12 protein-coding genes, 5 tRNA genes and 1 CRISPR repeat array are annotated in these 16,817 nt (G+C 70.7%); of the genes, 12 read left to right on the forward strand and 5 right to left on the reverse strand.

Annotated elements, in window-relative coordinates:
• Positions 1–24 precede the first annotated feature (24 nt).
• The 4 genes from DVR05_RS04410 to DVR05_RS26900 all read left to right on the forward strand — a co-directional run bounded on the left by DVR05_RS04410 (position 25) and on the right by DVR05_RS26900 (position 4,608).
• A complete protein-coding gene (locus DVR05_RS04410) occupies positions 25–2,019 on the forward strand; it encodes a biotin carboxylase N-terminal domain-containing protein (RefSeq protein ID WP_232831980.1) in 1,995 nt (664 codons plus the stop codon).
• Complete coding sequence (locus DVR05_RS04415; RefSeq protein ID WP_116244515.1) at positions 2,016–3,173, forward strand: acyl-CoA dehydrogenase family protein; 1,158 nt, start codon at positions 2,016–2,018, stop codon at positions 3,171–3,173. The genes DVR05_RS04410 and DVR05_RS04415 overlap by 4 nt, the downstream gene beginning before the upstream one ends.
• A 487-nt stretch (positions 3,174–3,660) precedes the next feature.
• Positions 3,661–4,338, forward strand: coding sequence for a hypothetical protein (locus DVR05_RS04420; RefSeq protein WP_116244516.1), 678 nt, complete (start codon positions 3,661–3,663; stop codon positions 4,336–4,338).
• A 111-nt stretch (positions 4,339–4,449) separates the two neighbouring features.
• Positions 4,450–4,608 carry a hypothetical protein gene (locus DVR05_RS26900; RefSeq protein WP_198659035.1) on the forward strand — a complete coding sequence of 53 codons (159 nt, stop codon included), beginning with the start codon at positions 4,450–4,452 and terminating at the stop codon, positions 4,606–4,608.
• A 258-nt stretch (positions 4,609–4,866) separates the two neighbouring features.
• Here the strand turns inward: DVR05_RS26900 and thrS are convergent, their stop codons facing one another.
• Positions 4,867–6,843 (reverse strand): threonine--tRNA ligase, encoded by a 1,977-nt coding sequence (gene thrS, locus DVR05_RS04425; RefSeq protein WP_116244517.1) that lies wholly within the window; start codon positions 6,841–6,843, stop codon positions 4,867–4,869.
• 502 nt (positions 6,844–7,345) lie between these two features.
• On the opposite strand from thrS, the gene DVR05_RS04430 reads away from it, so the two are divergent.
• Entirely contained in the window at positions 7,346–7,645 is a 300-nt protein-coding gene (locus tag DVR05_RS04430; RefSeq protein WP_198659036.1) for a PGPGW domain-containing protein, read from the forward strand.
• Between the two features lie 123 nt (positions 7,646–7,768).
• Here DVR05_RS04430 and DVR05_RS04435 read toward each other — a convergent pair.
• Positions 7,769–7,842, reverse strand: a tRNA-Val gene (locus tag DVR05_RS04435).
• A gap of 476 nt (positions 7,843–8,318) precedes the next feature.
• Between DVR05_RS04435 and DVR05_RS04440 the strand changes: the two genes are divergently transcribed.
• Positions 8,319–8,741 carry an SsgA family sporulation/cell division regulator gene (locus DVR05_RS04440; RefSeq protein WP_116244518.1) on the forward strand — a complete coding sequence of 141 codons (423 nt, stop codon included), beginning with the start codon at positions 8,319–8,321 and terminating at the stop codon, positions 8,739–8,741.
• 72 nt (positions 8,742–8,813) lie between these two features.
• Here the strand turns inward: DVR05_RS04440 and DVR05_RS04445 are convergent, their stop codons facing one another.
• Positions 8,814–9,656, reverse strand: a complete 843-nt coding sequence (locus DVR05_RS04445; protein ID WP_116244519.1) for an aminotransferase class IV — start codon at positions 9,654–9,656, stop codon at positions 8,814–8,816.
• Between the two features lie 400 nt (positions 9,657–10,056).
• On the opposite strand from DVR05_RS04445, the gene DVR05_RS04450 reads away from it, so the two are divergent.
• From DVR05_RS04450 to DVR05_RS04470, 5 genes are all read left to right on the forward strand, one after another.
• Positions 10,057–10,488, forward strand: a complete 432-nt coding sequence (locus tag DVR05_RS04450; protein WP_116244520.1) for a roadblock/LC7 domain-containing protein — start codon at positions 10,057–10,059, stop codon at positions 10,486–10,488.
• Positions 10,489–10,662: 174 nt separating this feature from the next.
• Positions 10,663–10,735, forward strand: a tRNA-Gly gene (locus DVR05_RS04455).
• Positions 10,736–10,797: 62 nt separating this feature from the next.
• Positions 10,798–10,870 (forward strand) — tRNA-Gly (locus DVR05_RS04460).
• A 46-nt stretch (positions 10,871–10,916) separates the two neighbouring features.
• Positions 10,917–10,991 (forward strand) — tRNA-Cys (locus DVR05_RS04465).
• A gap of 25 nt (positions 10,992–11,016) precedes the next feature.
• Positions 11,017–11,093 (forward strand) — tRNA-Val (locus DVR05_RS04470).
• Between the two features lie 488 nt (positions 11,094–11,581).
• Positions 11,582–12,586: a CRISPR direct-repeat array (repeat unit 29 nt; unit sequence CGGTCCATCCCCGCGTCTGCGGGGCTCAC).
• Between the two features lie 523 nt (positions 12,587–13,109).
• Here the strand turns inward: DVR05_RS04470 and DVR05_RS04480 are convergent.
• Entirely contained in the window at positions 13,110–14,357 is a 1,248-nt protein-coding gene (locus tag DVR05_RS04480; RefSeq protein WP_116244521.1) for an MFS transporter, read from the reverse strand.
• A 64-nt stretch (positions 14,358–14,421) separates the two neighbouring features.
• Here DVR05_RS04480 and DVR05_RS04485 point away from each other — a divergent pair, with 64 nt between their 5' ends.
• Positions 14,422–14,823 (forward strand): MerR family transcriptional regulator, encoded by a 402-nt coding sequence (locus tag DVR05_RS04485; protein ID WP_116244566.1) that lies wholly within the window; start codon positions 14,422–14,424, stop codon positions 14,821–14,823.
• 15 nt (positions 14,824–14,838) lie between these two features.
• On the opposite strand, the gene DVR05_RS04490 is transcribed toward DVR05_RS04485, so the two are convergent.
• Positions 14,839–16,593, reverse strand: a complete 1,755-nt coding sequence (locus DVR05_RS04490) for a Na+/H+ antiporter NhaC family protein (RefSeq protein WP_116244522.1) — start codon at positions 16,591–16,593, stop codon at positions 14,839–14,841.
• Positions 16,594–16,817 lie beyond the last annotated feature (224 nt).

Genomic DNA, 16,817 nt, shown 5'->3' on the forward strand with positions numbered 1-16,817 from the left:
AGAATCCTGCGCACGCTGCGGCGGATGGGAATCGGGTCGGTGGCGGTGTACACCGACGCCGACGCCGACGCGCCGCACACCCTGGCCGCCGACCGGGCCCTGCGGGTCGACGGCTACCTGGACGCCCCCGCGATCGTCGCCGCCGCCCTGGAGGCGGGGGCGACGATGGTCCACCCCGGCTACGGGTTCCTGTCCGAGAACGCCGGTTTCGCCCGGGCCTGCGCGGACGCCGGTCTGGTGTTCGTCGGCCCGCCCGCCTCGGCGATCGAGGCGATGGGCGACAAGATCCGCGCCAAGGACACCGTCGCCGCCGCCGGGGTGCCCGTCCTGGGCGGGTTCACCGAGAAGCCCGGCCGTCCGCTGTCGGACGAGGAACTGGTGGTGGCGGCCGAGTCCACGGGTTACCCGCTGCTCATCAAACCCTCGGCGGGCGGGGGCGGCAAGGGGATGCGCGCCGTCCACTCCCCCGACACGCTGCTGGCCGACGCCGCGGCGGCGCGCCGGGAGGCGCTGGCCTCGTTCGGGGACGCCACGCTGCTCGTGGAACGCCTGGTCCAACGCCCACGGCACATCGAGGTCCAGGTGCTGGCCGACGGGCACGGCAACGTCGTCCACCTGGGCGAGCGCGAGTGCAGCCTGCAACGCCGCCACCAGAAGGTGGTCGAGGAGGCGCCCTCCCCGCTGCTCACCGAAGCCCAGCGGGAGCGGATGGGTCAGGCCGCGGTCGCCGCCGCCCGGGCGTGCGGCTACGAGGGGGCGGGCACGGTCGAGTTCATCGCCGAGTCCGGGGACGACGGCGAGCTGTCCTTCTCGTTCCTGGAGATGAACACCCGCCTCCAGGTCGAACACCCGGTCACCGAGGAGGTCGTGGCGATCGGCGGCGTACGCGGCGTCGACCTCGTCGAACTCCAGGTGCGCGTGGCCCTGGGCGAACCGCTGCCGTTCGGTCAGCAGGACGTGGGCTTCGAGGGGCACGCGGTGGAGTCGCGGATCTACGCCGAGGACGCCGACCGGGGCTTCCTGCCGAGCGGCGGGCCGATCCTGGCCCTGTCCGAGCCCTCCGGCGAGGGGGTTCGGGTGGACTCGGGGATCGCCGAGGGCGGCGAGGTGACCTCCGCCTTCGACCCCATGCTCGCCAAGGTGGTCACGTGGGGGCCCGACCGCGCCCAGGCGCTGCGCCGGATGGACGCGGCCCTGGCCGGGTACCTGCTGCTGGGCTGCGTCACCAACACCGCCTACCTGCGGCGCCTGCTCCGCCACCCCCGCGTCGTGGCCGGGGACCTGAGCACCGACCTGATCGAGACCGACCCCCCCGAGACCTCGCCCGACCGCGTGCCGGAGGAGGTGTACGTGGCCGCCGCCCTGGACCACCAGCTCGACCTGGAGCCCGCCGCGACGGCCGACCGGTTCGCCGTCCCCGACGGGTGGCGGATGGGCGGACCCGCCTGGACGCGGTGGCGGCTGCGCGCGCCCCGGCACGACTCGGCGGTGGTGTACGTGCGCCGCGTGGCGGCCGGGTCGTACCAGGTCCGGGTGGCGGAAGGCGCGCCGGTCGCCGCCCGGGCCCACCGCTCGCCCGACGGCGGGCGGCTGACCGTCACCCACGCGGGGCGGACGCGCTGCTACGTCCGCGCCCACGACACGGCCACCGCCCACCGCTGGCTGGGCGCCGACGGCGTGGTGTGGACCCTGCACGAGGAACCGGTGGCCGCCGCCCTGCGCGACGACGAGGCCGCCGCCGACGGCACCGTGCGCAGCCCCATGCCGGGCACGGTGCTCGCCGTCCCGGTCGAGGTGGGTCAGCACGTCACCGCTGGCACGGCACTGGCCGTCGTCGAGGCCATGAAGATGGAGCACTCCGTGCCCTCCCCGATCGACGGGACCGTCACCGACGTGGCGGTCCGGCCGGGCGCGTCCGTACCGATGGACGCCGCCCTGGTGACCGTCACACCCGACGGGGCGGAGGCCACCGCGGCCGCCCCGTCCGACCCCGCCACCAGCGAGGAGACCACACGATGAACCGCCATGAGCTGTCGACCGAGCACGCGGACCTGCGGGCCGCCGTGGAGGAGTTCGCCCGCTCCGAGGTCGCGCCCGTGATCGGCGACTACTACGACAGGGACGCCTTCCCATACGAGATCATCGCCAAGATGGGACGGATGGGGCTGTTCGGGCTGCCGTTCCCGGAGGAGTACGGGGGGATGGGCGGGGACTACTTCGCCCTGTGCCTGGCCCTGGAGGAGCTGGCCCGGGTCGACTCGTCGGTGGCGATCACACTGGAGGCGGGGGTGTCGCTGGGCGCGATGCCGATCTTCCGGTTCGGTACCGAGGAGCAGCGCAAGACCTACCTGCCCGGGCTGTGCTCGGGCGCGGCGCTGGGGGCGTTCGGGCTGACCGAGCCGGACGGCGGTTCGGACGCGGGCGCGACCAAGACCACGGCGCGCCTGGAGGGCGGCGAGTGGGTGATCAACGGGACCAAGTCGTTCATCACCAACTCGGGGACCGACATCACGGCGCTGGTGACGGTGACGGCGGTGACGGGTCGGCGCGAGGACGGGAGGCCGGAGATCTCGTCGATCCTGGTGCCCGCGGGGACGCCGGGGTTCACGGTCGGGCAGAAGTACTCGAAGGTGGGGTGGAACGCCTCCGACACCAACGAGCTGGTGTTCGAGGACTGCCGCGTGCCGGAGGCCAACCTGGTGGGTGAGCGCGGGCGGGGGTACGCGCAGTTCCTGCGGATCCTCGACGAGGGGCGCATCGCGATCGCGGCACTGTCGGTGGGGCTCGCCCAGGGCTGCGTGGACGAGAGCGTGCGCTACTCCCACGAGCGGAGCGCGTTCGGGCACCACATCGGGCACTACCAGGCGATCCAGTTCAAGATCGCCGAGATGGAGGCGCGGGCGCACACGGCGCGGCTGGCCTACTACGACGCCGCGTCCCGGATGCTGGCGGGCGAACCGTTCAAGAAGGAGGCGGCGATCGCCAAGCTGGTGGCCTCCAACGCCGCGATGGACAACGCGCGCGACGCCACGCAGGTGTTCGGCGGGTACGGGTTCATGAACGAGTACCCGGTGGGCCGGTTCTACCGGGACGCCAAGATCCTGGAGATCGGCGAGGGCACCAGCGAGGTGCAGAAGATGCTCATCGCCCGTGAGCTGGGCCTTCCGGCCTGATCGGAGGACGCGGTCCCCGGGAGGGGGCTCCCGGGGACCGCGGGTACGGTGCCGTGGGCGCCTGCGGTCCTCCCCGCCAGGGGCGTTCGGACATGGTTCGTGGCCGGTTCCGGACAACCCTCGCCCCCCGTGTGGCCGAGGTGAGCGCACAGTGCGCACGGTGCGCACCAGCCACCGGGCGCTCGACGGGCGGGGGCGCGAAGGCGCTGGTCATGGCGGTGGTCATCCGATCGCTGGTGGAGCGCGGGGCTCTGGTGGCGCCGGTGCTCGGCGGAGTACGCGCGCGGCCGGGACGCCACCGGGGCGCACGGGAACGCCGGGACCGTCGGAGGGGCGACCGGAAGGGGTGACAAGTACCCGCGATCAGCACAGAATGGACTCGCACGGCCGGACCCCCTGATATCGGGTCCCGCACCCGAACCGCGCGCAGCGGCCCCGCCACGGGTGACGAGGCCGTTCCACGTTCCCCGGCCGGAGGAGACACCGGATGGAAGGCGCTCTGTCGGTGATCGCGCTGGTGGCCGTCGTGGTGTCGGCGGGCGCGATCGCGGTCGCCGCGCATTTCCGCAAGGACCGTGCGGCCGAGCTGCGCTCCTGGGCCCGCGAGCACGGCTGGCACTACACCGACCACCATCCGCGACCGCTGGAGGGCACGGTGCTCCCCCGCGCCGTCCACGGCCAGCACGCGCGTTCCCAGCACGTGCTCACCGGGCGGCGTGGGGCCCACCTGGTGACCGCGTTCGAGTACACGCACGCCGCGTCGGCGAGCGACCGGCGGGGCACCGGCCGGTCACGGCACACCTACCGGATCGTGGCCGTGCGCACACCGGGTCCCAACGCCGAGCTGGAGATCCGCCGACGCGTGGCGCCCCGGTCCGCCACCGCCGACAGCGACCCGACCGACACCCTGTTCGAGCTGGCCTTCCACACCTTCGGCAGCGACGCCGCGTTCACCCACGCGGTCCTGGACCGGTCCACCAGGGCCTGGCTGCTGGCCGACACCCGTTCCCGGTCCCTTCCGGTCCGGTTCTCCGGCGACCACGTCCTGACCTGGGCGCCCATGCGACTGGACCCGGATCGGGCGCTCACCGCGGCCGACTACCTCATCGACCTCCTGGACCGGGTTCCGGCGGCGGTGTGGCATGAACGTCCGACCGGCCGTTGAGCAGCGGCCGACCACGCCAGAACCGTGTGTGCGCGGGACGGAACATGCCGTACCAGGCGTGAAGGCGAGATAAAATCCGGCTTGCCCCAACGCACAAGGAGTACCACCCCCATGAGTGACCCCAACGCCACGCACCACATCTCCCGCGAGGAGCTCTTCAGGGACGACGAGGAGGAGCGGACCGCACCGGACCCCAACGCCACGGCCCAGATCTCCCGTGAGGAGCTCTTCAGGGACGACGAGCCGTTGGCTCCCCGGTCCGAGCGCTAACCGCCCCGGACGAGAGGGCCGACGCGCGGCCTAAAACCTCGGACACGATTTCCTCGGGCACACCCGATGATGTCCCGTCCCCGGTTCCCAGCACCGGTCGGTCCCTCAGCGGCGGCCCTCGGGAACGACGAACGCCCACCCGGGTCGATCCGGGTGGGCGTTCACACGTGTGGGGCCGGGGTCCGCGCCGCGGGGAGGCGCCCAACCGCGCCCCGGCCCGGTGGCGCCCCGCCGTGTCCTCTCCTCGGCGGGAGTCCGCTAACGGCGCTCGCGGACGGCGGCCACGATCTCGGCCACCGCCTCGTCGATCGGCACCCCGTTGTTCTGCGACCCGTCGCGGTAGCGGAACGACACGGCGTTCTTGCTGATGTCCTCGTCACCGGCCAGCAGCATGAAGGGCACCTTCTGCTTCTGGGCGTTGCGGATCTTCTTCTGCATCCGGTCGTCGCTGGCGTCCACCTCGACCCGGATTCCCTCGGCCCGCAGCTTGGCCTCGACCTCGCGCAGGTAGGGGACGTGCTCGTCGGCGATCGGGATGCCGACGACCTGGACCGGGGACAGCCACGCCGGGAAGGCGCCGGCGTAGTGCTCCAGGAGGACGGCGAAGAACCGCTCGATGGAGCCGAACAGGGCGCGGTGGATCATCACCGGACGCTGACGGGAACCGTCCGCGGCGGTGTACTCCAGGTCGAAGCGCTCGGGCAGGTTGAAGTCCAGCTGGATGGTGGACATCTGCCAGGTCCGGCCGATGGCGTCCTTGGCCTGCACCGAGATCTTCGGGCCGTAGAACGCGGCGCCGCCGGGGTCCATGACCAACTCCAGGCCCTGCTTCTCGGCGGCCTGGCGCAGGGTCTCGGTGGCCTCCGCCCACACGTGGTCGTCGCCGATGTACTTCTCCGGGTCCTTGGTGGACAGCTCCAGGTAGAAGTCGTCGAGCCCGTAGTCGCGCAGCAGGTCCAGCACGAAGGTCAGCAGCGAGTCGAGCTCGTCCGCCATCTGCTCCTTGGTGCAGTAGATGTGCGCGTCGTCCTGGGTGAAGCCCCGGGCGCGGGTGAGGCCGTGCACCACACCGGACTTCTCGTACCGGTACACGGTGCCGAACTCGAACAGGCGCAGCGGCAGCTCGCGGTAGGAGCGCCCGCGCGCGTCGAAGATCAGGTTGTGCATCGGGCAGTTCATCGGCTTCAGGTAGTAGTCCTGACCGCCGTCGAGCTGCATGGGGGGGTACATGCCGTCCGCGTACCAGTCCAGGTGCCCCGACTTCTCGAACAGGGTGCTCTTGGTGGCGTGCGGGGAGTAGACGAACTCGTAGCCGCCCTGCTCGTGCCGCTTGCGCGAGTAGTCCTCCATCACGCGGCGGATGACCCCGCCCTTGGGGTGGAAGACCGCCAGGCCCGACCCGATCTCGTCCGGGATGGAGAACAGGTCAAGCTCCGAGCCGAGCTTGCGGTGGTCGCGCTTCTCCGCCTCCTCCAGGAAGGTCAGGTACGCCTTGAGGGCGTCCTTGTTCTCCCACGCGGTGCCGTACACGCGCTGGAGCTGCGGGTTGGTCTCCTTGCCCCGCCAGTAGGCGGCGGCGGTGCGCATGAGCTTGAAGGCCGGGATGACCTTGGTGGTGGGCAGGTGCGGGCCCCGGCACAGGTCCTTCCAGCACTGCTCGCCGGTGCGCGGGTGGACGTTGTCGTAGATGGTCAGCTCACCCGCGCCGACCTCGACGCCGGCGCCCTCGGCGGCCTCGGCCGCGTCGCTGCCCTTGATACCGATGAGTTCGAGTTTGTACGGCTCGGTGGCCAGTTCGGCCCGGGCCTCCTCGTCGGAGACGACCCGGCGGTCGAAACGCTGCCCCTGCTTGATGATCTGCTGCATCTTCTTCTCGATGCTCTTCAGATCGGCGGGGGTGAACGGCTCGGCGACGTCGAAGTCGTAGTAGAAACCGTTCTCCACGGGCGGGCCGATGCCCAGTTTGGCCTCGGGGAAGAGTTCCTGGACCGCCTGGGCGAGGACGTGGGCGGTGGAGTGGCGGAGGATCGCCCGACCCTCCTCGGAGTCGATGGCGATCGGCTCGACGACGTCGCCGTCGGCCAGCTCGCGGTCGAGGTCGCGCGGCTCGCCGTTGACCATCGCCGCGATCACGGTCCTGCCGTCGGCCTCCAGGGCCTGCCCCGCCGTGGTCGTGGCCGCCACCGCACGCGGGGTTCCGGCGAGGGTGATGTGCAGCTCAGGCGCGGCGGACACGGTGACTCCTAGGGATGCGTGGTTCGTGGTCGGCGCCGAGGCCGCCACGGGCGGGCGGCCAGGCGTTTCGCGTCCGATGGTATCGGCTCCGCGTACGCGCCGGTTCGCGTTGTCCACAGCCCGGCGGGCGGCCAGGGCGCTCGATTCGGTCGCATGATTTCGGATACGTGGGGCGGTCCCCAGACACATCCCCACGAAGGAGGAGGAAGAAGCCCCATCACCGATCCCCGCCGAATCTGTCATGGATCGTCACGATATTCCCGAGATCGTTGACTCCCCCACCGTGGAGCATTGATCAACCCCCGAAGATCGGTGAGAATCAGCTGACATCTGATCGCCCCCGTATCCGACCCGAATCTGAACACTCACTTCGACCGAATACTGTGAGCGCATGTCACCGAGCCCTTCCCACGGTCCGTCGGCCCCGGAGACATCCCCCTTCCCTGCTCGCGTTCGCCGGTGGCGGCGGCTGCGGGCTCGGCTCCGCCTCTTCCGGCGATACATGCACGCCCACCCGGCCCTGCGCCTGACCTGGCGCGTCGCGGTCACCACCGTGGCGGTCCTCGTCATCGTGGCCGGGCTCGTCATGCTGGTGTTCCCCGGCCCCGGCGCGGCCTCGGTCATCCTCGGCCTGTTCATCCTGAGCACGGAGTTCCACTGGGCCCACCGTCTCCTGCGCCCCGCGCGCAGGTGGTTCCGCCGCGCCGAACGGTACGGCCACCGCGTCAAGGCCGAACTCCTGTGCCGCCTCCGCGCCCGGCGGGCGGCCAGGAAGGGCCTCACCGCCCCCGACCCCGACTAGGACGGCCTCCGCAGCCTCTCCCGGCCCTCGCCCCGGCCGGAAGCCCGCCGAGCGCGCACCGCGCGGATCACGGACGACGAAGGGGCCGACCCCGTTTCCACGGAGTCGGCCCCTTGGCGTGTGTGGGCGATACTGGACTCGAACCAGTGACCTCGTCGGTGTGAACGACGCGCTCTAGCCAACTGAGCTAATCGCCCTCCGGGCTGCTGCCCCGTCCGCCCCGTCGGCCGGACAAGAAAGACTCTAGCGCATGTTCGGGGGTGGTCCGCGCACCCGTCCGCACCCCGGGGCCGCCAAGACATGTGACGGAGGTCACATTCACCCCCGCCGCCCGTCCGATCCTGCCAAGATGTGGCCCGGATCCCCGCCGTGGGAGGGAGATCCAGCCCCAGGGGAGCCCGCGGAGGACCCTCCCTCATTACTCTGGCGTGACGTGGGCCACCCGACGTTGGGAAATCTTTGGTTTCCCCTGGTCATTACAGTGACGAAGGATCGGGCAGCCGCCATGCGGCACGCTGGCCCCGAGGAGCGGACAGCGCGGCCTCCGGTCCCACCCGACCAAGAAAGTCTCCGTACTCACGTCATAGTCCGCGGACGGCCGCGTTGGAGCGAGTGAGACGGCAACCGACCCGCACCGCAACGGCAGGGCCGGACGAGAAAAGGTTTGGCGAACATGAACAGTAGCGACACCACTGCCACCGCCGAGCTGGGCCTGCGGCTCGTGGTCCCCGAGCGCACCTCGGTGCCCCTGGTCGCGCGACTCGACTACAGCGCGGACGACCCGTACGCGATCCGGGTCGCCTTCCACACCGGCGAGGACGACCCCGTCGAGTGGATCTTCGCCCGCGAACTCCTCACCGTCGGCATCGTGCGCCCGGTGGGCGAGGGCGATGTCCGCGTGTGGCCCTCCAAGGACGACAACGGGGAGCGCACCGTGAGTATCTCGCTCTCCTCCCCCTTCGGCCAGGCCGAGTTCGACACCCAGGTCTCGCCGCTGGCCGAGTTCCTGCACCGCACGTACGAGATCGTGCCCGCGGGCCAGGAGCCCACGTTCGTGGACCTGGACGAGGAGATCCAGCGACACCTGAACCCCTGACCCGACCCTCACCCGACACGACTGGGGGGACGGCGCCGTCGGCGCCGTCCCCCCAGTCGTGTCCGAGGTCCCTCAGGGGTCGATGTCGGCCGCGGCGCGCTCCAGGAACACCGAGCGCGCCTTCGTGGTGATCGGACCGGGCCCGGAGGAGATCTCGCGCCCGTCGACGCGCAGGATCGGCTGGACGTCGCGCCCGGTGGACGTCAGGAAGGCCTCGGAGACCTCGGGGAGGCGTTCCATGGGGACGTCCTCCTCCTCGCCGCCGAACCACTCCAGGACGAGCTCACGCGTGATCCCCGCCAGGGGCCCGGCCGACAGCGGCGGGGTGACCAGCCTGCCGTCCAGCACCACGAAGACGTTGCTGCCGGTGCCCTCGCACAGGTTGCCGCTCACGTTGCGGAAGACGGCCTCGGAGGCGCCCCGCTCCCTCGCGTGGGCGAGCGCGCGCACGTTGTCGGCGTAGGAGGTGGTCTTCAGCCCCGCCAGCGCGCCGAACTCGTTGCGCGGCCAGGGCGACAGGGCGACATCGGCGGTGGGCGGGATCGTCGGAAACGGGCTGACGGCCACGATCGCCGTCTGCTCTCCCGGCAGGCGGTCCGAGCCCAGCGGCCCGGCGCCGTCGGTGACGGTGATCCGCACGCGCGCGTCGGTGACCTCGGAGTTGGCCGCCAGCGCCCGGGTCACCCCGTCGGCGATCAGGTCCAGGTCGGGCTCGGCCAGGCCGAGGCCCCCGGCGGAGCGGGCGAGCCTGCGCAGGTGCCGCGTGAGCGCGAACGGGCGCCCCTCCCGGGCGCGCACCGTCTCGAAGACACCGTCGCCGACCGTGATGCCGTGGTCGAACACGGGGATGAGCGCCTCGCGCTCGTCCACGACCGTGCCGCGGCCGAAACCGGCCCCGGCGATCCACACCTTCATCCCAACCCCCAGGTCCTCTCGCGCACTCTCGGGCGATGCCACACCGTCGATCCTGCCACCCCCGCCCGACCTGCGGCGCGACCACCCCGGACGCGGCCACGTCCCCGTACCGGCGATGCCGGCCGCTTGGCAAGGCCCGTGTCCGGCACCGGCCGCCGGTCTGCTTTCTGATTCGCCATTCGCACGGCATCACGACTGGTCACGGAGTCGACTCCCGACTCCGGCCCACCCCGGCCACGGTCGACGGACCGGACAGATAAGTTACGAATGACTATCATCTGGGCAACGCTTATGCGGGACCGGTGCACGCCGTCGGCCGCCACCCCCACAGGGCAGGTCAACCGCGCACCACGCGCGGGTCCCCGTCACGCCCGACCGACTGACAGAGCAAAAGAGAGCCATGACCCCACCGAGCACTGCACGTGGAGAACTCAGCTGGCTGCTGGATGATCTCCTCACCCGCGCCTCCGGTACGCAGCACGCCATCGTCCTGTCCACCGACGGACTCCTCATGGCCACCTCCAGCGGGCTGGAACGCCCGGCCGCGGAGCACCTGTCCGCGATCGCCTCGGGACTGCACAGCCTCGCGGGCGGAGCGAGCCGGCAGTTCTCCGCGGGCGACATCCGGCAGAGCATCATCGAGATGGACCGCGCCTTCCTGTTCGTGGCCGCCGCGGGCGAGGGTGCCTGCATGGCGCTGATGTCGGACGCCGACAGCGACGTCGGCCTCATCGCCTACGAGATGAACAAGGTGATCGAGAGGGTCGGCCAGTACCTCTCGGCGCCGCCGCGCCCGGACATGCCGTCCACCCCCGCGCACGTGGAGAAGTAGGAAGGGTCGTCCGGGCGGGCCGTCGGGGCGGGCCACGGGTGCGAGGACCGCCGCGGGGGAGCGGAAGCACGCCCGGGGAAAGCCGATTTCGTGCTTGGCCAGGAATCCGCTACAGTTCTTAACGCAGCGAGCGGGGCGGCCGGCAGGACCGGCCGGACCGGAAGAACTCGCCGCGCGGACGTGGCTCAGCTGGTAGAGCATCACCTTGCCAAGGTGAGGGTCGCGGGTTCGAATCCCGTCGTCCGCTCGGAAAAGGTGTGGTTCCCTCCCCGGGTGAACCGCACCGGTCCGGATTCGTTCGGACCACACGCGGACGTGGCTCAGCTGGTAGAGCATCACCTTGCCAAGGTGAGGGTCGCGGGTTCGAATCCCGTCGTCCGCTCGAGGAGGCCCGCACGGGTCGGAGCAAGGCCCTCGTGCCCTTCCTTGCCGGAGTGTCCGAGTGGCTTAGGTAAGGGACTGCAAATCCCTGCACACGGGTTCGATTCCCGTCTCCGGCTCCACTGTGGGACCTCATCCCCCAGATGAGGGCGGTTAGCTCAGTTGGTTAGAGCGCTACCTTGACACGGTAGAGGTCACAGGTTCGAATCCTGTATCGCCCACCAGCATCACCTTCGGAACGGGCTCCCCCGGGAGCCCGTTTTCGTCGTGTCCAGGTACTCTGACACCAGAACGAGGGCCTGCCGCGTTCCTGGGTTCCTGGCCCGTGGTCGACAGGCGACACCACCGAATCACTCCCGAACACGTAGCCCCCGTGCACCCGGAGCAGGACTCCAGGCACACAGGATCACCGGACACGGCGTCGATCCCGGCGGCAGGGATCAGCGAAGCCGACCGTGCAGTCGTTCCACGACCCGAGGCTTCAACCTCCGCCAGTCGCCAGACCCGTGGGGTTCCGTTCAGGAACGAACGCACCTCGGCCTCGCAGTAGCGGCGGTGGCCACCCCCAGAGTGCGGAACGAACACAGCTTTCCCGACCTGGCCCACCACGTGACCGTCATGGGTGCCACGTGGAACATGACCACGACCTCGACGGGGGCCAGCAGGGGCTCCAGATCGCCGATCGGCGGGGGCACACCTGTCGATACACCTGAGGCCCACCCCCGCGTCCGCGGAACTCACCCGATGCAGTAAGAGTTCGAGCCGCCCGTTGGCGGTCCATCCCCGCGTCTGCCGGGCTCACTTGCCGAACCATCCGAGCTGTTCGGGGTCGGCCGGTCCATCCCCGCGTCTGCGGGGCTCACTTGGAGGCGGCTGGTGTGCCGGTGGTGGTGTTCGGTCCATCCCCGCGTCTGCGGGGCTCACCCCCAGATCGAGGATCTGTTTGACTCGATCGACGGTCCATCCCCGCGTCTGCGGGGCTCACCAGTCGTGGCGGATCGTGGTCGCCGGCGCCGACGGTCCATCCCCGCGTCTGCGGGGCTCACTGGGACAGATGCCGGATGGGAGGTCCGGCGGGCGGTCCATCCCCGCGTCTGCGGGGCTCACAGCTATGGAATGTCCTATCCGACGCGATTGAGCGGTCCATCCCCGCGTCTGCGGGGCTCACGGGGTCGGGGACACGGCCCATGTCCCAGATGGCGGTCCATCCCCGCGTCTGCGGGGCTCACCGGGTGTGGAGCGCCACCACCGTCGAGACGACCGGTCCATCCCCGCGTCTGCGGGGCTCACGTCCAGACTCCAATAACAAAGTCTTCCCGCAACGGTCCATCCCCGCGTCTGCGGGGCTCACTGCCTCGGGCGCGGTGCGAAGGCCGGTGGTGACGGTCCATCCCCGCGTCTGCGGGGCTCACGCTGGTGTGGGCGACCTCCCTCGCGCGGATGGCGGTCCATCCCCGCGTCTGCGGGGCTCACCGGGCGTTCCTACGTATCAGGATCTCACGTTCCGGTCCATCCCCGCGTCTGCGGGGCTCACCGTGAATCCCGCGTTCGAGGCTGGTGGGTCGACGGTCCATCCCCGCGTCTGCGGGGCTCACGCCGCGTACACCGGGCTGTCCGGCGCGCTGATCGGTCCATCCCCGCGTCTGCGGGGCTCACTACGGGAGTCCACCCACCGATCAGTGAAGGCCCGGTCCATCCCCGCGTCTGCGGGGCTCACAGCAAATGACCTGCGACAACGCCAAGCGTTATCTTCCCGCAACACCAGATAGCAGTGACAGGGGCCGTGCACCACTCAGGTTCGCCGTTGCACAACGCGAAACTCGAACATGTGCGAACAGAACACCACCGCTACGCTCCCCCCATGAGCACAAGTAAGGCCACAACGCCGACCTATCGTGGCCATCGGAGGGGCTCCCTCCCCACCACCCTTCCATGATGCCCGAGGGATCTACGGATGCCTGTCGACGCGGGTCGCCCCAACGCCGTGACCACCTTGACACGGTAGAGGTCACAGGTTCGAATCCTGTATCGCCCACTTCATTCCGGAACGATCCTGCTCGGCGGCCCTCGGCCGCCTCGCCGGGTCGTTTCTTCGTTCGGGCGGAAACCCCGGGGCCCCGGACACGGGTCTCCGCCTCGCGGGGTCCCTTCGGCCCGCCTCGGGTCCGCCCGACGACGCGACTCACCTCAGGGCGTGCGCCGGGCTCCTCCGGCACACGCCCTTCCTCACCTCCGCGCGTTCACTCGGCCGGGGGCGACACCCGACGGACCGTCGACATCGCCGCTGACGCGTGCACGCCCGCGTTCTTGGCGGGGAAGCCGTGCGCCCGTGCGGCGAGCACGATGAGCAGCACCGGAACGAGGAGCAGGATCACGCTCCACGGGAAGGCGCCGAAGCCGAGTACGCCGAGGAGGACGCCGCCGACGACTCCGCCGCCCGCCATCGCCACGTTCCACAGGGTGACGAGCATGGCCTGTGCGGGATCACCTCCGGCGTCGGCCGCCGCGGTCTGCAACAACGTGGGGACACCACCCCAGCCGAGGCCCCACAGCCCCACGGCCGCGTACACCATCACGGGGCTCTGCGCCAGGACCGCGAGGACCACGGCGGCCGCGCCGATGAGGACGATACCCGCGACGGTCAGCGTCCTCAGTCCGCGGTCGATGAACGACCCCACGACCCAGATGCTGATCATGGAGGTGGCGCCGAAGACCAGGAGTACGAGGCCGACGAGGTCACCCATGTCGACCCCCTCCAGGAAGGCGGCGATGTAGGTGTACAGGATCGTGTGCGCGAGCACGTAGAGGAGGGTGACGGCGAGGACCGGGACCACGCCCGGAATGGTGAGGGCCCGCAGAACCGAGGTGCGGTGACGCGACTTCTCCCCGGGGAAGTCGGGAGCGGCCACGAGGATCCAGCCGATCGCCACGAGAGCGAGGCCGGTCATGATCGCGAACGTCACGCGCCAGCCGAGGAAGCCGCCGACGAAGGTTCCGGCGGGCACTCCGAGGGACAGGGCGATGGGGATGCCCGCCATGACGATCGCGATCGCTTTGCCCTGGAGGTGTTCGGGGGACATACGGCGCGCGTACCCGACGAGCATCGCCCACGCCAGCCCCGCCGCCACACCGGCGACGAGGCGAGCCGTCATGGTCAGGACGTAGTCCGCCGAGAATGCTGTGACGGTATTAGCCAGAGCGAAACCCGCCACAGCGGTCACCAGGAGTCTTCTGCGGCGCCAGCCAGCGGTGGCTGCGGTGAGGGGAATCGCGGTGAGAGCGGTGCCGATCGCGTAGACCGTCACGACCTGCCCCATCGCGGATTCGTCGACCCCCACGTCCTCGCTCATCGCGGGCAGCAGTCCCGCCGGCAGGGTCTCCGTCACAACGGTGATGAACACCGCCGTGGCGAGCGCCAACAGCGCGGCGACGGGAAGTGTCCGGCCTTCGGTGCTTTTCGCCGGTGGATGTGTGCTGTCAGTGGACATGACCGCATACTCAGACCCTCACACTTATGTGAAGGTCAATCCGGACCACAGTGAGGTGTGCCACATGCGCATCGGTGAGTTGTCGGAACGCACCGGCGCCTCCCGTCGCCTGCTCCGGTACTACGAGGAGCAGGGACTGATCGTCCCCGAACGCCTTCCCAACGGGTACCGGGAGTACGACGAGCGTTTCGTCGACCGGGTCACACAGATCAGGGGGCTGCTCGACGCGGGTCTTCCGACCAGGATCATCAAGCAGATCCTGCCGTGCCTGGACAAGCCGCGAACGATCCACTTCTCCGACGCGACACCGGAGATGCTGGCCATGCTGGAACGGGAACGGGAACGGGAACGGATGACCAGACGTATCGAGTGCCTGACCCGCAACAGGGACGCGGTGTCGGAGTACCTCGACGCGGTGCGCCGGGCCCCGTCCGGCCAGGTGGGCGAGCCCCCCTCCCACGCCTGAGCCCGCGGCCGTGCCTCACTCCACCCTGCGCCCCAGGAACCTCAGACCGGCCACGACGGCCACCGCGCACAGGATCAGCGCCGCCCACCAGGGCAGGCCGAGCCCGACCGGGAGCAGCCCCAGCACGAGCACCACCCCGGCCACGAACAGCGCGTACGGCAACTGCGTGCGCACGTGGTCGATGACGTCGCACTGGGACGCCAGGGAGGAGATGACCGTGGTGTCGGAGATCGGCGAACAGTGGTCGCCCCACACCGAACCCGCGAGGATGGTCGAGACGGCGGCGAACAGGATGGGGTGGCCGTCGGGCGCGTCCAACCCCCGGGCCTCCAGCGCGGCCCAGGCCAGCGGGACCGCCAGCGGGGTCAGGATGCCCATGGTCCCCCAACTCGTCCCGGTGGCGAAGGCCACCGCCGCGGCGATCACGAACAGCAGGGCCGGGAGGAGGAACAGCGGGATCGCCTCGCCGAGCGTGCCCGCGATGAACTCCGCGGTGCCCAGCCGGGCGGTGAGGTCGGACAGCGCCCAGGCCAGGGTCAGGATGATGACCACGTACAGCACGCACTTGAGGCCCGCGAACCACGCGTCGACGGCCTCCCCCATGCTCAGGATCCGCTGTCCCATGCTCATCACGGCCGCCACGATCAGCCCCAGGAGCGACCCCCACAGCAGTGACGAGAACGGGTCCCCGTCCCCCACGATCTCGACGACCGTGTCACCCTCCCCGGTGGCGAACAGCCCGACCACCGTGACAGCGACCAGGACCAGGATCGGGACGAGGGCGTTGAGCAGCCTGCGCGGCGTCTCCTCGGCCGGGGCCAGTTCGTCCTCCGTGCCCTCCCCGACACCCAGGTGGGACCCCTGGCGCAGCACCTCCCCCGTGGAGCGCGCCCTACGCTCGGCGGCCAGCATCGGACCGAAGTCCCGGCCCGTCAGCGCGACCGCGAAGACGAACACGATCGCCAGGATCGGATACAGCGCGTACCGCAGCGACTCCACGAAGACCGCGAACCCGTTCATGGCCAGTCCCGTCCCGGCGACGGCGTCGTCGATCAGCACCACCTGGAAGCCGATCCAGGTCGACAGCAGCGCGAGCGTCGCCACCGGCGCCGCCGTGGAGTCGACGATGTAGGCGAGTTTCTCCCGGGACACGTTCAGCCGGTCCAGGATCGGGCGCATCGTGTTACCGACCACCAGGGTGTTGGCGTAGTCGTCGAAGAAGACGGCCACGCCCAGGCCCGCGGTGACGGTCTGGCCCCCGCGCGGGGTACCGGCCCACCGGGTCACCGCCCGCACGATCCCGTCGGTGCCGCCGTTCTTGCGGATCACCCCCACCAGACCGCCGATCATCAGCGTGAACACCACGATCATCACGTGATCGGGGTCGGCCAGCGCCTCGACGGTGTACACACTCGCCGAGTCGAGCAGCGAGGTCAGCAGACCGAGCGGGGACAGCCCCTCCAGGAGCCACGCTCCCAGCCAGATGCCCGCGAACAGGGCGGGCAGGATCTGCCGGGTCGCGAGCGCGAGCCCGATCGCCAGCACGGGCGGCAGGATCGACCACCAGCGCCCCGTCGACACGGCGTCCACCTCCTGCGCGGGGGCGGCGGGTGCGGGTGCGGCCCCCGCGGCCGAGACGAAGGCGCCCAGGACGACCACCGCGACGGCCGCCAGCAGCAGCGCACCGCCCCCGCTCCGCCACCGCCCGGGGCGCGGCGCACGGGTTCCCCTGGCCCGGCCGTCCTCCGTGGTCGGTCTGATCCGTGTCATGGCCGTTCCTTCCGGGTGGGTACCGTCGGGCGGGCTGGTGTTCCGGGCGTACGCGCGGGGTCATCGGTGGTCGACGGGTACCTCGACGGTCGCCCACCCCGGGGCGCCGAACGCGAAACGACCGCGCGAATTGTCCTTTCGGGGAACGGTCTTTACCCTCGCCGCCGACGGCACCGGTCCCGAGGACCGGCGCGCGGGCCCGACCCCGGCGGCGGCGTGGACGC

Source organism: Nocardiopsis sp. FIRDI 009, from assembly GCF_003386285.1.
Lineage (GTDB): Bacteria > Actinomycetota > Actinomycetes > Streptosporangiales > Streptosporangiaceae > Nocardiopsis.

Coding starts and splice junctions, on each gene's coding strand:
- DVR05_RS04410 (WP_232831980.1), top strand. CDS start 25: ATGGGAATCGGGTCGGTGGCGGTGTACACCGACGCCGACGCCGACGCG.
- DVR05_RS04415 (WP_116244515.1), top strand. CDS start 2,016: ATGAACCGCCATGAGCTGTCGACCGAGCACGCGGACCTGCGGGCCGCC.
- DVR05_RS04420 (WP_116244516.1), top strand. CDS start 3,661: ATGGAAGGCGCTCTGTCGGTGATCGCGCTGGTGGCCGTCGTGGTGTCG.
- DVR05_RS26900 (WP_198659035.1), top strand. CDS start 4,450: ATGAGTGACCCCAACGCCACGCACCACATCTCCCGCGAGGAGCTCTTC.
- DVR05_RS04430 (WP_198659036.1), top strand. CDS start 7,346: ATGCACGCCCACCCGGCCCTGCGCCTGACCTGGCGCGTCGCGGTCACC.
- DVR05_RS04440 (WP_116244518.1), top strand. CDS start 8,319: ATGAACAGTAGCGACACCACTGCCACCGCCGAGCTGGGCCTGCGGCTC.
- DVR05_RS04445 (WP_116244519.1), bottom strand. CDS start 9,656: ATGAAGGTGTGGATCGCCGGGGCCGGTTTCGGCCGCGGCACGGTCGTG.
- DVR05_RS04450 (WP_116244520.1), top strand. CDS start 10,057: ATGACCCCACCGAGCACTGCACGTGGAGAACTCAGCTGGCTGCTGGAT.
- DVR05_RS04480 (WP_116244521.1), bottom strand. CDS start 14,357: ATGTCCACTGACAGCACACATCCACCGGCGAAAAGCACCGAAGGCCGG.
- DVR05_RS04485 (WP_116244566.1), top strand. CDS start 14,422: ATGCGCATCGGTGAGTTGTCGGAACGCACCGGCGCCTCCCGTCGCCTG.
- DVR05_RS04490 (WP_116244522.1), bottom strand. CDS start 16,593: ATGACACGGATCAGACCGACCACGGAGGACGGCCGGGCCAGGGGAACC.